The sequence below is a fragment of the Pseudomonas sp. GD03875 genome (assembly GCF_029840585.1).
Taxonomy (GTDB): domain Bacteria; phylum Pseudomonadota; class Gammaproteobacteria; order Pseudomonadales; family Pseudomonadaceae; genus Aquipseudomonas; species Aquipseudomonas paralcaligenes.
The window spans coordinates 13,378-29,232 of the sequence record NZ_JAOCCV010000038.1 but is presented as its reverse complement, the minus strand read 5'-3'; the positions used below and the strand labels follow the sequence as shown (position 1 = coordinate 29,232).

Annotated in this window: 14 protein-coding genes; 5 read left to right on the top strand and 9 right to left on the bottom strand. The window is 67.6% G+C overall.

Going from position 1 to position 15,855, the window contains the following annotated elements:
* Positions 1-148: 148 nt before the first annotated feature.
* Positions 149-2,221 carry a TonB-dependent receptor gene (locus N5D30_RS23040; protein WP_279910860.1) on the top strand — a complete coding sequence of 691 codons (2,073 nt, stop codon included), beginning with the start codon at positions 149-151 and terminating at the stop codon, positions 2,219-2,221.
* A gap of 21 nt (positions 2,222-2,242) precedes the next feature.
* On the opposite strand, the gene N5D30_RS23035 is transcribed toward N5D30_RS23040, so the two are convergent.
* The 6 genes from N5D30_RS23035 to N5D30_RS23010 form a co-directional block, all read right to left on the bottom strand.
* A complete protein-coding gene (locus N5D30_RS23035; RefSeq protein ID WP_279910858.1) occupies positions 2,243-3,922 on the bottom strand; it encodes a diguanylate cyclase in 1,680 nt (559 codons plus the stop codon).
* Positions 3,879-4,742, bottom strand: coding sequence for a hypothetical protein (locus tag N5D30_RS23030; RefSeq protein ID WP_220811145.1), 864 nt, complete (start codon positions 4,740-4,742; stop codon positions 3,879-3,881). The genes N5D30_RS23035 and N5D30_RS23030 overlap by 44 nt, the downstream gene beginning before the upstream one ends.
* 94 nt (positions 4,743-4,836) lie before the next feature.
* Complete coding sequence (locus N5D30_RS23025; protein WP_279910857.1) at positions 4,837-5,943, bottom strand: alpha-hydroxy acid oxidase; 1,107 nt, start codon at positions 5,941-5,943, stop codon at positions 4,837-4,839.
* 19 nt (positions 5,944-5,962) lie between these two features.
* Entirely contained in the window at positions 5,963-6,643 is a 681-nt protein-coding gene (locus tag N5D30_RS23020) for a Fe2+-dependent dioxygenase (RefSeq protein ID WP_279910855.1), read from the bottom strand.
* A gap of 258 nt (positions 6,644-6,901) precedes the next feature.
* Positions 6,902-9,187, bottom strand: coding sequence for a TonB-dependent siderophore receptor (locus N5D30_RS23015; RefSeq protein WP_279910853.1), 2,286 nt, complete (start codon positions 9,185-9,187; stop codon positions 6,902-6,904).
* Between the two features lie 354 nt (positions 9,188-9,541).
* Positions 9,542-10,063, bottom strand: a complete 522-nt coding sequence (locus N5D30_RS23010) for a hypothetical protein (protein WP_279910852.1) — start codon at positions 10,061-10,063, stop codon at positions 9,542-9,544.
* 196 nt (positions 10,064-10,259) lie between these two features.
* Between N5D30_RS23010 and N5D30_RS23005 the strand changes: the two genes are divergently transcribed.
* From N5D30_RS23005 to N5D30_RS22995, 3 genes are all read left to right on the top strand, one after another.
* Positions 10,260-10,673 carry an MAPEG family protein gene (locus tag N5D30_RS23005; RefSeq protein ID WP_279910851.1) on the top strand — a complete coding sequence of 138 codons (414 nt, stop codon included), beginning with the start codon at positions 10,260-10,262 and terminating at the stop codon, positions 10,671-10,673.
* 59 nt (positions 10,674-10,732) lie between these two features.
* Complete coding sequence (locus tag N5D30_RS23000) at positions 10,733-11,209, top strand: YcxB family protein (protein WP_279910850.1); 477 nt, start codon at positions 10,733-10,735, stop codon at positions 11,207-11,209.
* Between the two features lie 206 nt (positions 11,210-11,415).
* Positions 11,416-12,714, top strand: a complete 1,299-nt coding sequence (locus N5D30_RS22995; RefSeq protein WP_279910848.1) for a cyclopropane-fatty-acyl-phospholipid synthase — start codon at positions 11,416-11,418, stop codon at positions 12,712-12,714.
* A gap of 54 nt (positions 12,715-12,768) precedes the next feature.
* Here the strand turns inward: N5D30_RS22995 and N5D30_RS22990 are convergent, their stop codons facing one another.
* From N5D30_RS22990 to N5D30_RS22980, 3 genes are read right to left on the bottom strand one after another with little or no spacing between them, the layout of a single operon-like run.
* On the bottom strand, positions 12,769-13,095 hold the full coding sequence (locus N5D30_RS22990) for a DUF3325 domain-containing protein (protein ID WP_279910847.1): 327 nt from the start codon (positions 13,093-13,095) through the stop codon (positions 12,769-12,771).
* Positions 13,092-14,699 carry a PepSY-associated TM helix domain-containing protein gene (locus N5D30_RS22985; RefSeq protein ID WP_279910846.1) on the bottom strand — a complete coding sequence of 536 codons (1,608 nt, stop codon included), beginning with the start codon at positions 14,697-14,699 and terminating at the stop codon, positions 13,092-13,094. The genes N5D30_RS22990 and N5D30_RS22985 overlap by 4 nt, the downstream gene beginning before the upstream one ends.
* Positions 14,696-15,001: a hypothetical protein gene (locus N5D30_RS22980; RefSeq protein ID WP_279910845.1), complete on the bottom strand. Its 306-nt coding sequence runs from the start codon at positions 14,999-15,001 to the stop codon at positions 14,696-14,698. The genes N5D30_RS22985 and N5D30_RS22980 overlap by 4 nt, the downstream gene beginning before the upstream one ends.
* Before the next feature lie 169 nt (positions 15,002-15,170).
* Here N5D30_RS22980 and N5D30_RS22975 point away from each other — a divergent pair, with 169 nt between their 5' ends.
* Complete coding sequence (locus tag N5D30_RS22975) at positions 15,171-15,851, top strand: response regulator transcription factor (RefSeq protein ID WP_279910843.1); 681 nt, start codon at positions 15,171-15,173, stop codon at positions 15,849-15,851.
* The last annotated feature ends 4 nt before the right edge of the window (positions 15,852-15,855 follow it).

Genomic DNA, 15,855 nt, shown 5'->3' with positions numbered 1-15,855 from the left:
GATGCTTCGTTAAAAACGGATTCGCCTGACCTTCGCTCGACGACTTTTCGTACAGACCCTAAGACCCGGTAAAACAGTACCTTCGACCAGTGGTCCCGGGCGCCCCGATGTGGTGGCATAGGCCCGCGCTCGTAGGGGTACCGCAACCATGACAAGAACGACTCCACTGCTCGGCCTGATATTCGGCCTGGGCTGTCTGCCGGCCGAGGCCGCCGACACGGTGCTGAGCCTGCCCAGCCAGGTGATCCTCGGCAGCTCCAGCGACAGCGAGGACCTGCGCCAGCCACTGGCCCGCACCACCCTGGTCGGCGCCGAGCTGCAGCCGCAGAGCCTCGGCGCCAATCTGTCGGAGCCGCTGCAGCGGGTGCCCGGCCTGCTCGCGCTGAACCGGCAGAACTACGCCCAGGACCTGCAGATATCCTCCCGCGGCTTCGGTGCCCGGGCCGGCTTCGGCGTGCGCGGCGTGCGCCTGGTGCAGGACGGCATCCCGCTGACCATGCCCGACGGCCAGGGCCAGCCGGCGCTGTTCGACCTCGACGGGCTGGACCGCCTCGACGTGCTGCGCGGCCCGCTCAGCAGCCTCTACGGCAATGCCTCCGGCGGCATCATCCAGGGCTTCAGCGCCAGCCCGGCGGCCGAGCCGACCCTGAACAGCCGCAGCGCCGTGGGCAGCGACGGGCTGTGGCGCTCGCGCCTGCGCTACGGGCAGCGCTACGACGCGCTGGACATCAGCGCCAACATCGCCCGCCTGGAAACCGACGGCTACCGCGACCACAGCGAGACCCGCCGCGACAGCGGCAACCTGCGCCTGGGCTGGGAGATCGATGCGGACTCCAGCCTGACCCTGCTGTTCAACCACCTGGACCAGCCGCAGACCCAGGACCCGCTCGGCCTGACCGACGCCCAGTGGCGCGACGACCCGCGCCAGGCGGTGCCCGTTTCCAGCACCTTCGACACGCGCAAGAGTGTGCGCCACGACCAGCTCGGCATGAACTACCAGCGGCAGTTGAACGACAGCGACAAGCTCACGGTGATGGCCTACGGCGGCCAGCGCTACGTGCAGCAGTACCAGGCCTTCTCCGGCGCCGATGCCTTCGCCGCCGGCGGCGTGGTGGAGCTGGAGCGCGACTTCGGCGGCGGCGAGCTGGGCTGGACCCGGGAGACGCAGGCCTTCGGCCTGCCCGTGGAGCTGGCCGCCGGCCTGGTCTACGACTACCAGGGCGAGCGCCGCCGCGGCTTCGTCAACCAGCGCGGGCACAAGGGCCAGCTGAAGCGCGACGAGTTCAACGCGGTCGACAGCCAGGAGGCCTACCTGATCAGCACCTGGCAGCTGGCGGAGGACTGGAGCCTGACCGCCGGCCTGCGCCACAGCCGCATCCACTTCGATTCCGAGGACGACTTCCTCGCCGACGGTCGCGACGACAGCGGCTCGGTCCGTTACCGGCGCAGCAACCCCGCGCTGGGCCTGAGCTGGCGCTGGACGCCGGAGCTGAGCCTGTACGCCGCGCTCGGCCAGGGCTTCGAGACGCCGACCTTCCAGGAACTGGCCTACCGCCCGCAGAGCAGCGGACTCAACCTGGGGCTGAAGCCGAGCCTGTCGCGCAACGCCGAGGTCGGCATGAAATGGCGCCACGCCTCGGGCCGGGCCGACCTGGCGCTGTTCGAGAGCCGGGTGCGCAACGAGATCGTCCCCGGCGAGAGCCAGGTGGGCACCGATCGCAGCACCTACGCCAACGCCGGCCGCTCCCAGCGGCGCGGCCTGGAGCTGGCGCTGGAGCAGGAGCTGGGCATGGGCTTTCGCGCCTACCTGGCGTACACCTACCTGCAGGCGCGCTTCGACAGCTACCGGGGCGCCGACGGCAGCGACCTGGAGGGCAACGACCTGCCCGGCGTGCCGCGCCACAGCGGCTACGCCGAGCTGGCCTGGAACCCGCTGGACAGCGGCTTTTCCACCGCCCTGGAAGCGCAGGGCATGAGCCGCCGCTTCGCCGACGACAGGAACAACGCCGAGGCCCCCGGCTACGTGGCATTCAACTGGCGCGCCAGCTACCGCTACAACCTGCATGACTTGGAGTTGGAGCCCTTCGTTCGGCTGGACAACCTGGGCGACCGCGCCTACGTCGGCTCGCTGATCGTCAACGCCTCGGGCGGCCGCTACTACGAGCCGGCACCGGGGCGGCAATGGCTGACGGGGCTCGCCCTGGAGTACCGCTGGCACTGACCGCGCAGCGCGTCGCGGCAATCAGCCCTCCACCGGCTGCAGCGCGCGCCAGGCCACCCGGTTGCGGCCGTGGTGCTTGGCCCGGTAGAGCTCCTCGTCGGCGAGGTTGAGCAACTCGGACGGGTCGCAGCGGTCGCTGCCGCAGATGCTGATGGCGCCGATGCTCACGGTCAGTACCTTGCTGGTCTCCGACCGGCTGTGGGGGATGCTGAGTCCGATCACCGCCTGGCGCAGCTTCTCCAACAGCGGGCCGGGGTCCTCGCAGCCCGGTAGCAACAGCACGAACTCCTCGCCGCCGTAGCGCGCCGCCAGATCGTAGGGGCGCCGGGTCGACTCCTGCAGCGCCCGGGCCACGGCCACCAGTGCCTCGTCGCCGGCGGCGTGGCCGTAGTGGTCGTTGAACGGCTTGAAGAAGTCCACGTCGAGCAGCGCCAGGCTGAGAGCGCTCTTGTCCCGGCTGGCCTTGCGGCAGGCGGTGAGCAGGGCTTCGTCCAGGGTCCGCCGGTTGGCGATGCCGGTCAGGCCGTCGAGCCGGGCCAGGCGCTCCAGGGTGCGCTCGGCGTCGCGGCGCACGGTGATATCGTGCAGGGTCAGCACCGCGCCCTGGTTGGGGTCGTCCACGTCCATCGACTTGAGCTGGATGGTGAACCAGCGGGTGCTGCCGTCCTTCTTCACCAGTTCCGCGTCGCCGATGTAGGTGCCGCCGCACAGCAGCACCGGAATGAAAAAGGTCGCTTCCTGCTCGAAGGCATGCTGGCTGGGGAACAGCAGGCGGGTGGAGCGCCCCGTCAGTTCGCGGTTGGCGTAGCCGAACATCTGCTCGAAGCTGGTGTTGCAGCGCAGGATGGTGCGGTCGCGGATGAAGGCGATGCCGGTCAGGGAGTTGTCGAAGATCGCCTGCTGTTCGAGCAGCGCCTGGTCGAGGAAGCGCGTGCGCCGCTGCACCTCGTCCTCCAGTTGCTCGCGTAGCTCGACTTCCTTGCGATGGTATTCCTCGAGGCGCTCCTGGGCCTGTTCCAGGGTGGAGGCCAGGGTGCTCAGCTCGTCGCCGGCCTGGCGCTCGCCGGGCGTCATCAGTTGCAGGGGCGCGCTGGGGCCGGGGCGATAGGCGCGCAGCAGGGTGTTGAGGCGGGTCAGGCGACGGCTCACCAGGTGGTGGACGAGCAGCAGCAGCGCCACCGACAGCACCAGGGTCTTGACGCCCTGGGTGAGGGCGACCACCAATCCGCGGTCGAGGGTGCGCTGGTAGATCAGCGCCATGTCCGGCAGCACCCGCAGGTGGCCGAGCTGCACGGTGCGCGGGCCGACGTCGAATGCCAGTGGGTAGGTCATCACGTCCCGGCTGCCGTCGACGCGCTGCCCGAGCGCCACCCGCACTTCCTCGTTGCGGCCGTAGAGCACCTCGGCGCCGGCCACCCAGGGCGAGCCCGTCAGCCCGCTCAACTGCGCCTCCACCAGCGGCCGGTCGAAGTTCCAGGCCGCCGCGGCCAGCCCCTGGCTCTGGCTCTGGCCGACGAAGCTCAGGTGCTCCTCGAGGTCGGCCATGTCGCGCTTGTAGTCGAGGTACAGCTGCACCGAGATCGCCAGCAGGGCGTTGGCCGCGCTGATGATCAGCACCCAGGCGAGCAGCCGCCTGGCCAGGGACCGCCGGGGCGCCTCAGCGCCCGTCGAAGGGGTGCTGTTCGAGGAGGGCTCGTTCATAGTGTTCTCGGTCTTCGCGGGCGGTGAACTCGATCACCTTGTCTGTCCAGGGCGGACGCGGGCCGGCCAGCCGCAGCTGCTGGTCGATGTCGCGGATCACCCGTTCTCCCCAGGCGCCGCGCGCGCAGGCGACGTGGCCGAGCATGAAGGGCGGGTCTTCGGTGAGGGTGAGTCCCTGCACGGCCACGTCCTGGCCGTCCGGTTGCTGGCGGCGATACCAGCCGAGTTCGACCGGGTAGGCGAACAGGTAGTCGATCCAGCCGGCGGTGAGCTGCTGGAAGGGCGCGTTGAACTTGACCCCGGCCTTGAGCACGTGGGGCTGCGGCCCTAGCTCTTCCAGCGCCGCGCTGATGGCGGGGGAGTAGCCACGGCGCTCGCTGATCGCCGTCACCAACTGGTCGTCGCGCAGCAGCCGGCGCACGTCGATCCGGCCCTGCGGGTCCAGGTAGGGCCGCAGGCGGGGCAGGCGATCCTGGCGCACCAGTACCTGCTGCGAGGCGAGGAGCACCACCGGCCGGCTGAACAGCATGGAGCGTTCGCGGCCGGGCATCTTCAGGGTGGTGGGGTGGCAGACCGGCTCGCCACGCTCCATCAGGGCGTAGGTGCGGGCGAAGCTGGCCACCTCGAACTGGTGCTGGTACTGCGGCAGGTGCGCCTGCAGGTAGCGCAGCATGTCGTCGTGGATGCCCTGCCCGGGCAATTCCGGGCCGACCTCGGTGAACGGCGGGAAGTCGTTGATCAGCCAGCGCAGCCGCTCGCCCTCGGCATTGGCGCCGCTGGCCAGCAACAACAGGCAGCATCCCAGAACTGGCAGCTTCACCGCGCCGACTCCCGAATAGAGGCACATAGCCACTAAAGTAAAGCAGGAGTTCGGCCGCCAGCCACAGTCGGCGCGGCTTATTGAGAGAAAGGCCTCAGTGCGAGGGTGAGCGGATCACCTGCGGCCCGATGGCGGCCAGGTCGCGGCAGCCGGTCAGGGCCATGGCCACTTCCAGCTCGGCGCGCAGGATCTGCAGCACGTGGGCCACTCCCGTGGCGCCGGCGGCGGCCAGGGCGAACACGTAGGGCCGGCCCACCAGCACGGCGTCGGCGCCCAGGGCCAGCGCCTTGAGCACGTCGCTGCCGCGGCGGATGCCGCCGTCCAGCAGCAGCGGTATCCGTCCCTGGATCGCGGCGGCCACTTCCGGCAGCGCGTCGATGGTCGCCGGCAGGCCGTCGAGGGTGCGCCCGCCGTGGTTGGACACGATCAGCCCGCCCGCGCCCGCCGCCAGCGCCCGCTCGGCATCGAGGCCGCTGGTGATGCCCTTGAGCAGGATCGGCAGGCGGGTCAGGCCGCGCAGCCAGGCCAGGTCGTCCCAGGTCGGCGCCGCCGCCAGCAGCGGCCCGCCGAGCAGCAGGCCGCCGCCGGCCGGCGCGCCGCCCTGCAGCGGTCGCATGCCGCGCAGGTTGACCGCCTCGATGCCCTCGGGCAGGGCGAAGCCGGCGCGCTGCTCGCGGTTGCGCATACCGCTGACCGGCGCGTCCACGGTCAGCACCAGGGCCTGGTAGCCGGCCGCCTCGACGCGCCGCACCAGGGCGGCGGTGAAGTCGCGGTCGGCCTGGATATAGAGCTGGAACCACAGCGGCGTCTGCGCCTGTTCGGCGATCGCCTCCAGCTCGACGCTGGCCTGGGTGCTGACCACCATGCCGGCGCCGAAGGCCGAGGCGCCCACTACGCTGGCCAGCTCGCCATCGGGGTGGGCCAGCTTCTGGTAGGCCACCGGGGCGAGGAAGATCGGGTGGGCGAAGTCCTGGCCGAACAGGCGCAGGCGGGTGTTGCCGCCGGACAGGTCGGCCAGCACCTGGCCGCGCAGGCGCAGGCGCTCGAAGGCGGTGCGGTTGTCGGCCAGGGTCAGTTCGTCGGTCGCGCCGCCGGCGATGTAGGCCCAGGCCTGCTCGCTCATGCGCTCGCGGGCGAAGGGCTCGTAGTCGGCCACCGCGGCGATGCTCGGCGGGATCTGTTGCAGCTTGGGCAGGGGCATGTCGGCTCTCCGCGTGCGCTCAGGTGTGCGACCACTGGCGCAGCAGGTTGTGGTAGACGCCGGTCAGGCGGATCAGCTCGGGGCTGTCCGGCAGTTGCCGGCGCAGGGCCTGGATGTTGTCGTCCAGCTCCAGCAGCACGGCGCGCTGGTTGTCCTCGCGCACCAGGCTCTGCACCCAGAAGAAGGCGGCCAGGCGCGCGCCGCGGGTGACCGGCTCGACCCGGTGCAGGCTGCCGCTGGGGTAGAGCGCCAGGTGCCCGGCCGGCAGCTTGGCGCGCTGGCTGCCGAAGCTGCTCTCGACCACCAGTTCGCCACCGTCGTATTCGTCCGGGTCGCTGAAGAACAGGGTGGCGGAAAGGTCGGCGCGAATCCGGTGCGGGGTGCCCGGCACGCTGAAGATGGCGCTGTCGATGTGGTTGCCGTAGGTGCCGCCGTCCGCGTAGCGGTTGAAGCGCGGCGGCATCACCTTGAGTGGCAGCGCGGTGGCGATGAAGCGCGGGTTCTGCCCCAGCTGGGCGAGGATGAAGTCGCCCAGCTGCTGGGTCAGCGGGTCGTCCTGGCTCAGTTGCTGATTGGCCTTGGCGCTGGCCGCCATCTGCCCGGCGGTCTGCCGGCCGTCCTGCCAGTCGGCCCGCTCCAGGGCGGCGCGGCACTGTCGCAGCTGCTCGGGCGTCAGTAGATCGGGAATGTCCAGCATCATGGGCGAAGGTCTCCGGGGCAGGCGGCTCGGGTGATTCTAGAGAGGCCGGCGGCACTATGACAGACGCCGTGGCGCTTCCGTGGTGAAGCAAGAGGCTATGTCCCCGTTACGTGGGAACGGCTGGGCGGCATTCCGATTGGCCGCGAATTTCGCGGATGAATCCGCTCCCACAAGGCATGCAACAACCAACGGGGACATGGCCAAGCAAAACGCCCCGGCCGCTCGCGCGGCCGGGGCGTGGTTACCTGGCTCGACCGATCAGAAGTGGAAGTCGGCGCTGAGCAGGTAGGTACGCGGGTTGCCCAGGAACACGCGGGAGCCGTTCCAGTTGGAAGAGCTGGCGTATTCCTCGTCGGTGATGTTCTCGACGTTCAGGCGCAGGTCGAGGTTCTCGTTGACCGCGTAGGAGGCCATGGCGTTGAAGATGGTGTAGCTGGGCAGCTTGCCGTAGCGACCGTTGGGGATGATGCGGTTGGCGTTGTCCGGGCGGCCCAGGTAGGAGGCGTCGCTGTGCTGCAGGCCGCCGCCCAGGGTCAGGCCGACCGGCAGGCGATAGGTGGTCCACAGGTTGGCGGTCATCTTCGGCGAGAAGGCCAGTTCGTCGCCGTTGGTGCGCAGCGCGGTGTCGTAGTCGGCCGGGTTGGCGCGGCGGCGCACGTCGTCCAGGTAGGCGCTGTGCTTGCGCTCGCTGTCCATGAACACGATGCCGCCGTACACGTCCCAGGCGTCGGTGATCCTGCCGGTGGCGCCCAGTTCCAGGCCCTTGACGATCTGCTTGCCGTGGCCCTTCAGGCTGTCGGCGGTCTCGCCCGCGTCGCGGCCGGTGATCGGCACGTCGCGCTTCTCGCTGTAGAACAGCGCGGCGGTGGTGCTCAGGCGGTTGTCGAAGAAGTCCCACTTGGTGCCCAGCTCGTAGCCGACGATCTTGACCGGGTCGGCGCCCTCAACGAAGCCGGGGAAGGCGTTGTCGCCGGTGCGCGAGATGTCCGAGTCGGACAGGTAGGAGCCCGGCGGCGTGGTGGAGACGCCCGCGGCGGCGTAGATGCTGCCGTTCTGCGCCGGCTTGTAGACCAGGCCGACCTTGCCGCCGACGGTGAATTCGGTGTCGTCGTGGCCGTCGATCGAGCCGGCCGGGGCGCCGTCGGCGGTCTCGCTGTCGATGCGTACCCGGTAGTTCTCCAGGCGCATGCCTGCGGTCATCTGCCACTGCTCGTTGAACTCGACCGTGTCGTAGACGTAGAGCGCCGCGGTGTCGATCCTGACGTCGTTGGTCTGGGTGGCCGCCGGGCTGAACGCGCCGGTGCGGTCGTAGACCGGATCGAACAGGTCTGTGGTGCTGTTGCGGGTGCCGTAGCGGTTGGCCTCGGACTCCTCGCGGGTCAGCTCCAGGCCGGTGGCCAGGGTGTGCTTGACCGAGCCGGCGTGGAAGGTGGCGGAGAGGTTGGTCAGGTTGGTCAGGCTGGTGTTGGTGCGGTCGTAGAACTGGGTCTGGGTGGCGACCGAGCGCGGAGCGGTGAAGCCGGTCGGCACGGTGAAGCGCGCCTGGCGGTCGACCCGCGCCCAGCGGGTCTGGTTGCTCAGGGTGACGCCGTCGGACAGGTCGTGCTCGAAGCGCGCCAGCAGGGAATCGACGGTGGTGTCGTCGTAGTCCGACTTCAGCCCGTAGAAGTTGTCGCGGTCGGCGCCGGAAGTCGCCGAGCTGTAGGGCTGGCTGCCCTTCATGCCGTGCACCATGGCGCCCGGCACGCCGAAGTCCGGACGGTCGTTCTGCTCCACATGCTCGTAGGCGAAGATCGCGCGGGTCTCGGTGCCCAGGCCGAACGCCAGCGACGGCGCGATGCCCCAGCTGTTCTCCTCGGCATGCTCGCGACCGGCCACGCCGCTGTCTTCCAGCATCAGGTTGAGGCGCACGGCGGTACTGTCGTTGAGCACCTGGTTGGTGTCCAGGGTGGTGCGCTTGCGGGCCTCGGAATCGTAGTCGTCGAAGCCGTAGCTGACGCCGCCGTTGATGAACTCGCTCAGCCCCGGGGTCTTGGTCGCCATGTTGATGTAGCCGCCGGCGCCGCCGCGGCCGTTGTCGGCCGCCGGGCCCTTGACCACTTCCACCTGCTCGATGTTGAACACGTCACGGCTGTAGCTGCCGGAGTCGCGGGAACCGTCGACGAAGATGTTGCCGCTGGTATCGAAGCCGCGCAGGCTGAAGTTGTTGGAGTTGGTGGAGAAGCCGTTCTCGCCGGCCTCGAAGCTGATCCCGGGCGTGTTGCGCAGCACGTCGGTCAGGTTGCGCGCGCCCTGCTCGCGGTACAGGCGCTCGGGGATCACGTTGATCGTCTGCGGAGTGTTCAGCAGGGGCGCGGTCTGCTTCGGCGAGGACGCCTTGTCGACCTTGTAGCCCCGGTCCTGCTGCCCGTGGATGGTGATGTCGCCCAATTCCACCGCCTGCTCCTGCGCCATGGCGAATTCCGACGCCAGGGCAAGGCCGATGGCCGAGGCCAGCAGGCGACGCTGTGGAAGGGCTGCACGCTTATTATCGTAGTTGCTCACGAGAATCACTCCTGATTGAGACAGGGCGCGATAGTAGTTGAGATTCACTCTCGATCGACATTTACGAATCATTTACAGGGAACTTGTTTGTAACAAAATGGTCCAAGCGCGCCTTTTCGGCCGGATGGATCTGCCGGCCTAGAGCCCGTGGGGCCTGTTCATGGAAGGGACACATCTAACCGAATGCTCAAGTTCTTGTTTCGAGCGTGGAGGGTGATTGCGGCGGGGCTGATCGCAGAGCGGGGAAAGTGCGGCGTGGGTCGATCCGGCTCAGAGACGAAACAGGCGTTCGCGGCAAGGCCGAGCGCCTGGAGTCGACCGAGTACTAGTGAGGAGCGTCCTCACTCACCCGTCTTATTCATTCCCCGGGTAGTTCAAGCGCACATGCGCTAGAGCACCACGCGAGACAGGCTTCAATGCGTATTGAACGGATCTTCCGGAGGCGTATTGGGCTGAGTAAGCGGCCAGCTTGCCGTTCGCAAAGTGGAGTTTCTCTTCTGCGCCCTCTTCATCGTTCAGCCGGAATTCACCCTCCTCGATCTTGGCGGAGTGTGCGTGCCCGATAAGAAAGGCCGAATATTGCAGTTCCGGATCGATTGCCGGATCACCACTCCAGAAAACATATGCCAGATCGGTGTCGCCGATCCCCATGAACCGACCCTTCACAAGCTCGAAGAAGAGAATGCCTTCGCATGGATCGGTTGATTGCTCCACGGCATGACACTTGGGTTCTGCCACTTCGTACAGGCCGATGTAGTCTTCTAAATCCGTTTTCTGCGTGGTTGCGCAGGCACTCAATACAGAAACGGCCAGGATCAGACCCATCGACTTCAGTAATGCGGGCAAGCATGAGCCTTTAGGGTTTTTCACCATCATTCCCCTTTCGATAAAACTGTCTTTGCCGGAGCGGGGCGATATCAGCGCGCAGCCTGGCCGCAGTCAATTATCGAGGGTGTTTCTGTGAGGGGATCGACATGTGCCGGTCTTTGGCAGGGGATTAAAATGCCGATTCCAACATCTGTGATCGTGGGCGCCAGGCTTCCGGATACAGAAACTTGAGGTGCGGGACTTCATGCCACATGCCCTGATCATTCCCATGGCTGCGCACGTCGCGCTCGCCGCATTTCTCTATGCGCTGCTCACTGCCGCACGAGCGCCCGCCATATGGGGAATCGGTCGCCGTGCCGATGGTAGCAACCCATGGGCGGCCGTCGAACCGCGCATCGGCGCCAACCTGTCCAACCAGTTCGAGTGGCCGCTGTTCTTTCATGTCGCGTGCCTGCTGCTTATCCAGTTCCAGTCGTCGAGCCTCGCTGCTCTGGCTCTGGCCTGGGTATTTGTCGCGGGGCGGGTCATGCACAGTGCCGTGCAGATATTCACCCGCAATGTCCGGCTCCGGGGTGTCGTGTTCACGGTCAACTTTCTTGCAGTGCTCGGCCTCTGGATATTCGCTGTACTGGCTGTTGGTAATAGCCCTGCTCATTAACAGCCATATCGGTGGCATGTCTGGGGTGCCGATTGACATTCATGTATTGCGAGGCATCGATGAAGTTCTGCTACACGCTCGATGAAAAAGAGGTCGTCAAGGCCATGCAGCTACATGGAAAGGGGACAAGAAAAGTCCTTGCAGCTCTGATTGCCCTGGGCCTCGCGATCATTGCGGCCGGTGCCGTTGCGGGTCATGTCTATCTAGCCCTGGCTGCCGTCGCTTGTGGCGCGCTGGGCTATTTCGCGGTGCTCTACCTGACGATACCGTTCAACGCCCGGAAGCAATTCAGGGAAAACCGCGCCATTCGCAACGAGATAGCGGTGGACGCCACCCAGGATGGCGTGAGTTTCAAGAGCGACTCTGGCGAAAGCCGGTTGCAGTGGAGCGACATCCATAGGTGGAAGGGCGGGAATGGCATCTACCTGCTGTATGTCACGAGCCACATGTTCCACATCGTTCCTGCCCGCGCCATACCGGCCGAACCCCAATGGGTTGAGCTGCTCAGCACCCATGTCGGACCGGGACGGGTATAGGCGGCACGCTGCGGCTACCCGAGCGGTCCCGAACCCGACGCGGATTCGCCGATCATAGCGCTCGTCAGGCGATATCCGTTTCCGCGGCCCACGCGCTAGGATCGGGTATCCGTCGACAGACCGATCGCCAAGGCGCTCGGCGCGGTTCCGGAGGGCTTCGCGAGGCCGGCCCCGGGGCCGCGAGGCGTCCGTCCGGGGAAAACAGCATGAAGCCACTCAAGCTGAACCATACCCAGGCTGCCAGCCCCAGCCCGTCGTTCGTCACCCTGTTGCAGCACTTGCTGCGGGGGAGTGGCGGCGATTTCGCCATGCGCCTGTGGGATGGCACCGAGCTGCGCAGCGCTCCTTCCCAGGCCCCCCGTTTCTCCCTGGTCTGCCGCACGCCCGCGGCGCTGCGGGCGTTGATGCTCGGTGGCGATCCGCTGCGGCTGGCCGAGGCGTACCTGCGCGACGACCTCGATATCGAAGGTGATCTGTTCGCCGCGATCGCACTCAAGGACCGTCTGCAGGATTTCCGCCCGGCCTGGCACCAGCGCCTGCGGATCGTCCTGCATACGCTGATGCTGCCCCGCGCGGGTGGTCCAGACGCCGCGCCCGGCTATCGCCAGCGCGTGAGGCGCCACACCCCGCGGGAGAACCGCGAGGCCATCGCCTTCCACTACGACCTTTCCAACGACTTCTACGGTCTCTGGCTGGACCCGGCCATGGTGTATTCCTGCGCCTACTTCGAACGACCCGACGCGAGCCTGGAGCAGGCGCAGCAGGCCAAGCTCGAACACATCTGCCGCAAGCTGCTGCTGCGCCCCGGCGAGCGCCTGCTCGATGTCGGCTGCGGCTGGGGCGCGCTGGTCATCCATGCGGCGCAGCACCATGGCGTGCACGCCCACGGCATCAGCCTAAGCCGCAACCAGCTGGAAGTAGCCCGCGAGCGGATCGCCCGAGCCGGCCTGGAAGGCCGGGTGACGGTGGAGCTGCGCGACTACCGCGAACTGGAGGGCGAGGAGGGCTACGACAAGATCGCCAGCGTCGGCATGTTCGAGCACGTCGGGCTGCGCCGCCTGCCGCTGTACTTCGCCACCGTCCGGCGCTTGCTCAAGCCCGGCGGCCTGTTCCTCAACCACGGGATCACCAACGCCACCGAGGGCTGGCGGACCAGCGCCGGGACCCGCTTCATCAACCGCTACATCTTTCCCGACGGGCAGCTCGACACCATCGGCAACATCCAGCGGGCCATGGAGGCCGCGGGGTTCGAGATCGTCGACGTCGAGGCGCTGCGCAGCCATTACGCGCTCACCCTGCGGCAGTGGATCGCGCGCCTGGAGAGCCACCACGACGAGGCCCTGCGTCATGTCGACGAGTCGACCTACCGGGCCTGGCGGCTGTACATGGCCGCCAGCACCCTGGAATTCGAGTCCGGCGGCATCGGTATCTACCAGATCCTGGCCCGCGGCCGGGCGGACGGCACCTGCGAGCTGCCCCTGACCCGCCGCCACCTGTACCGCTGATACGGCCTGTCACCGCGAGCCGAATGAGCACCCAGGATCATAGATGGCTGGGCCCTATCCGAGCAGGAAAAGCGACAGCGCCAGCGGTGGCGCTGCGATGCTCAGGGGGACGATGAGGCGAGGCCGATAGCTGAGCAGCAGCATCTGGGCGGCGGCCGCCAGGGTGAGGGCCGATGCCCAGAGTGCCAGGCCGATCGTGGGGCCGAGGCGAGTGGTGGCGGGGGCGATGGCGCAGGCCAGCAGCGACCAGCCGAGCAGGCGCAGCAGCGTGCGTCTGGCCGTCGTCGTCTTGTTGCCCAGAACCTGTTCGTAGTGGCGATCGATGGCCAGGCAGAGTGCCCCGAAGCCGCTAAAGCAGAGGGCCAGACAGAGTTCGATCATGTCGCGATCTCCTGGCCCGACCGAGCCGGCCGAGGCTGGCGTTGCCTGCCCTGGATGGGCTGGTGCCGCGCGACACCCACGGCGGCGTAGGCCAGCAGTGCCGCCACGGCCAGCAGGGTCAGGTCCATCCCGGCCACCAGCCAGTGGCCGTCGGCCACGGTTGCTAGCAGGCCACTGTGTGGCAAGGTCAAGCCGAACAAGGGCAGGCCGGCGAACAGGATGGCGGCGAACAGCAGTTGCTCGATCCAGGCGCGCTTGTGGGTACGCAACAGCGGGTGCAGCAGGCTCAGCGCCCAGATGAGGAAGAAGCTGCGTATTTCCCAGTCGGCGCGTTGCTCCAGCCCCGCCGGCAGCAGGCGATTGGCCCAGAAGTAGGCCGCGATGGCCAGGGGCAGGCCAGCCACGGTGCCGATATTGAGCACCTCCACTAGGCGATGGCCCTTCGGGGTATGCCCGAGCTTGCGTCGCTCCGGCAGGCGCTTGACCACCCAGAGCACCAGGCCGGTAGCGATCATCGCTGTGCCGAGCAGGCCGCTGAGGAAGAAGAACCAGCGCAGCGGCGGACTCGCGAACCGGATCAGGTGCAGGCCGGTGAACACGTTGTACGTGGCGCTGGCGGCGTTGATCGTGGCTGGTGGAGGGCTCGGCAACGGCTCGCCGGTCACGCCATTGAAGCGCACCCGTTCGCCGTTGCCGCGCTCGAGCAGGCTGTCGCCTCCGCGCTGGCGAATCTCGACCACTGCGCGGCTGGTGCCGGGGGCGGTCACCTGGATGCTGGCGGCCCCTCGGGGCCAGTCGCGTTCCGCCCGGGCTAGAAGGGCGGCGATGTCTGCCATCGGCGCGGCCTCGGCGGGAGCGCGGCTACGCTCGTTCGCCCCGCCGCGTTCCCCGCCGCGGCCACCGGCCTCGTTGAAGAACGCCTGGCGGTCGCCACGGTAGGCACTTTCCACTCCCCACGGCATGAGCATGAACATCAACAGCAGCAGGCCGCTGTAGGTGATCATGAAGTGGAAGGGCAGTGCCAGGACCGCCGTGGCGTTGTGCGCATCCAGCCAGGAGCGTTGCCCCTTGCGCGGGCGGAAGGTGAAGAAGTCCTTGAAGATCTTCTTGTGCGTGATCACGCCGCTGACGATGGCGACCAGCATGAACATGGTGGCCACGCCGACGATCCAGCGGGCGAGCTCGCGGGGCAGGCCGTAAAGCTCGAAGTGGAAGCGATAGAGGAAGCTCCCGCCGCGGGTCTCGCGCACCTGCAGCGGCTCTCCGGTCGCCGCATCCAGGACCAGCCGCGTGCCGCCGCCCTTGCCGATGCGTTCGCCCTGCTCGAACCACTGTACCTGCATCGCGGCGTTGCGCTCGCCGGGCAGGCTCACGCTCCACTGCACGGCATTGGGTGCTACCCGTGCGAGCGTATCCAGGGCATGGCGGGCGCTCGTGTCGTCCGGCCTGGACGCATGCTGCTCGGGCTTCATCCAGAAGCTGATTTCCTCCTGGAAGAAACTCAGGGTGCCGGTGAGGAACACGGCGTAGAGCAGCCAGGCCAGGAGCAGGCCGGTCCAGGTATGCAGCCAGGCATTGGCCTGGCGAAAGCCCATGGGCTTCATGGCGTCGCTCCTCGTAGCAGCAGGTGCAGCGCCGGTATCGCGCAAAGCGCGCCGGCCATCAGCCAGGCGCGTAATGCGCTGGGGGCGGAGAACGCCCAGATCACCAGGGCGCAGTACAGCGCGAACGACAGTTGGGTGGCGGCCAGCACCGCCTGTGGGCGAGGTAGCGGTAGCGCCAGGGCAAGGCTTGCCGCGCAGAGCGCCGCGAACAGGTAGCCGCCGGCGATCGCGAGCAGGGCGCGCGCGGCGATGCTCAGCCGATGACGCGCAGGTGGGGAAAGGAGGGCGTCAGGCCGGTGCATGGAGCACACCTGCATGACGGAAAGCCTGTTGCCGCCGGGACGATGAGAGGGAGCGTGGTATCCACATGGTATCTATTCGAAATGCTAATCGTAGTAATTTGATATGGTGTTCAGGTTCAACTATCCCAGCCCTGGCTGACCCAAGGCTGACGTGCGCGCGGTAAATGTCATGAAGTTGCTTGTCGTCGAGGACCACCCTTCATTGCGGGATCTGCTGCTGAAGCACTTGCAGCGCAGCGGTTTCGTGGTCGATGTCGCGGAGCACGGCAAGCAGGCGCTGGCGATGCTCGCGCTCAGCCGCTACGACGCGATGCTGCTCGATCTCGGTCTGCCCGACATGGATGGCCTGGCGCTGCTTTCCGCACGTTCATCCACCCGCAACGCTGACCTGCCCTGCATCATCCTCACGGCCTGCGATGCGCTGGAGCAGCGTATCGCCGGACTGGATGCCGGCGCGGACGACTACCTACTCAAGCCCTTCGAAATGGCGGAGCTAGAAGCCCGTCTGCGCGCGGTGCTGCGCCGACCCGGGCAGCGCGCCGAGCGCCGCCTGCAGCTGGGCAACCTGAGCTTCTGCCAGGAAAGCCGCGACGCCCACGTCGATCAGCGCCCGCTGCTGCTGTCGAAGCGCGAGATGGCCCTGCTCGAAGAACTCCTGCGCAGCGCGCCCCGGGTGGTGATCAAGGATCAGCTCGAGGAGCGGGTCTACGCACTCAGCGAAGCGGTCACGCCGAATGCGATCGAGGCGCTGGTGTCGCGGCTGCGGCGCAAGCTGGCGGAAGCCGGCGCCGACAGCGGCATCGAAACCCTGCGCGGGCTCGGCTACAGGTTGGCGCCGAGTTCGGCCTGACCCC

What these genes read in the sequence shown, in the direction of transcription:
- N5D30_RS23040 (WP_279910860.1), top strand. Translation starts at nt 149, where the DNA reads ATGACAAGAACGACTCCACTGCTCGGCCTGATATTCGGCCTGGGCTGT.
- N5D30_RS23035 (WP_279910858.1), bottom strand. Translation starts at nt 3,922, where the DNA reads ATGAACGAGCCCTCCTCGAACAGCACCCCTTCGACGGGCGCTGAGGCG.
- N5D30_RS23025 (WP_279910857.1), bottom strand. Translation starts at nt 5,943, where the DNA reads ATGCCCCTGCCCAAGCTGCAACAGATCCCGCCGAGCATCGCCGCGGTG.
- N5D30_RS23020 (WP_279910855.1), bottom strand. Translation starts at nt 6,643, where the DNA reads ATGATGCTGGACATTCCCGATCTACTGACGCCCGAGCAGCTGCGACAG.
- N5D30_RS23010 (WP_279910852.1), bottom strand. Translation starts at nt 10,063, where the DNA reads ATGATGGTGAAAAACCCTAAAGGCTCATGCTTGCCCGCATTACTGAAG.
- N5D30_RS23005 (WP_279910851.1), top strand. Translation starts at nt 10,260, where the DNA reads ATGCCACATGCCCTGATCATTCCCATGGCTGCGCACGTCGCGCTCGCC.
- N5D30_RS23000 (WP_279910850.1), top strand. Translation starts at nt 10,733, where the DNA reads ATGAAGTTCTGCTACACGCTCGATGAAAAAGAGGTCGTCAAGGCCATG.
- N5D30_RS22995 (WP_279910848.1), top strand. Translation starts at nt 11,416, where the DNA reads ATGAAGCCACTCAAGCTGAACCATACCCAGGCTGCCAGCCCCAGCCCG.
- N5D30_RS22990 (WP_279910847.1), bottom strand. Translation starts at nt 13,095, where the DNA reads ATGATCGAACTCTGTCTGGCCCTCTGCTTTAGCGGCTTCGGGGCACTC.
- N5D30_RS22985 (WP_279910846.1), bottom strand. Translation starts at nt 14,699, where the DNA reads ATGAAGCCCATGGGCTTTCGCCAGGCCAATGCCTGGCTGCATACCTGG.
- N5D30_RS22980 (WP_279910845.1), bottom strand. Translation starts at nt 15,001, where the DNA reads ATGCACCGGCCTGACGCCCTCCTTTCCCCACCTGCGCGTCATCGGCTG.
- N5D30_RS22975 (WP_279910843.1), top strand. Translation starts at nt 15,171, where the DNA reads ATGAAGTTGCTTGTCGTCGAGGACCACCCTTCATTGCGGGATCTGCTG.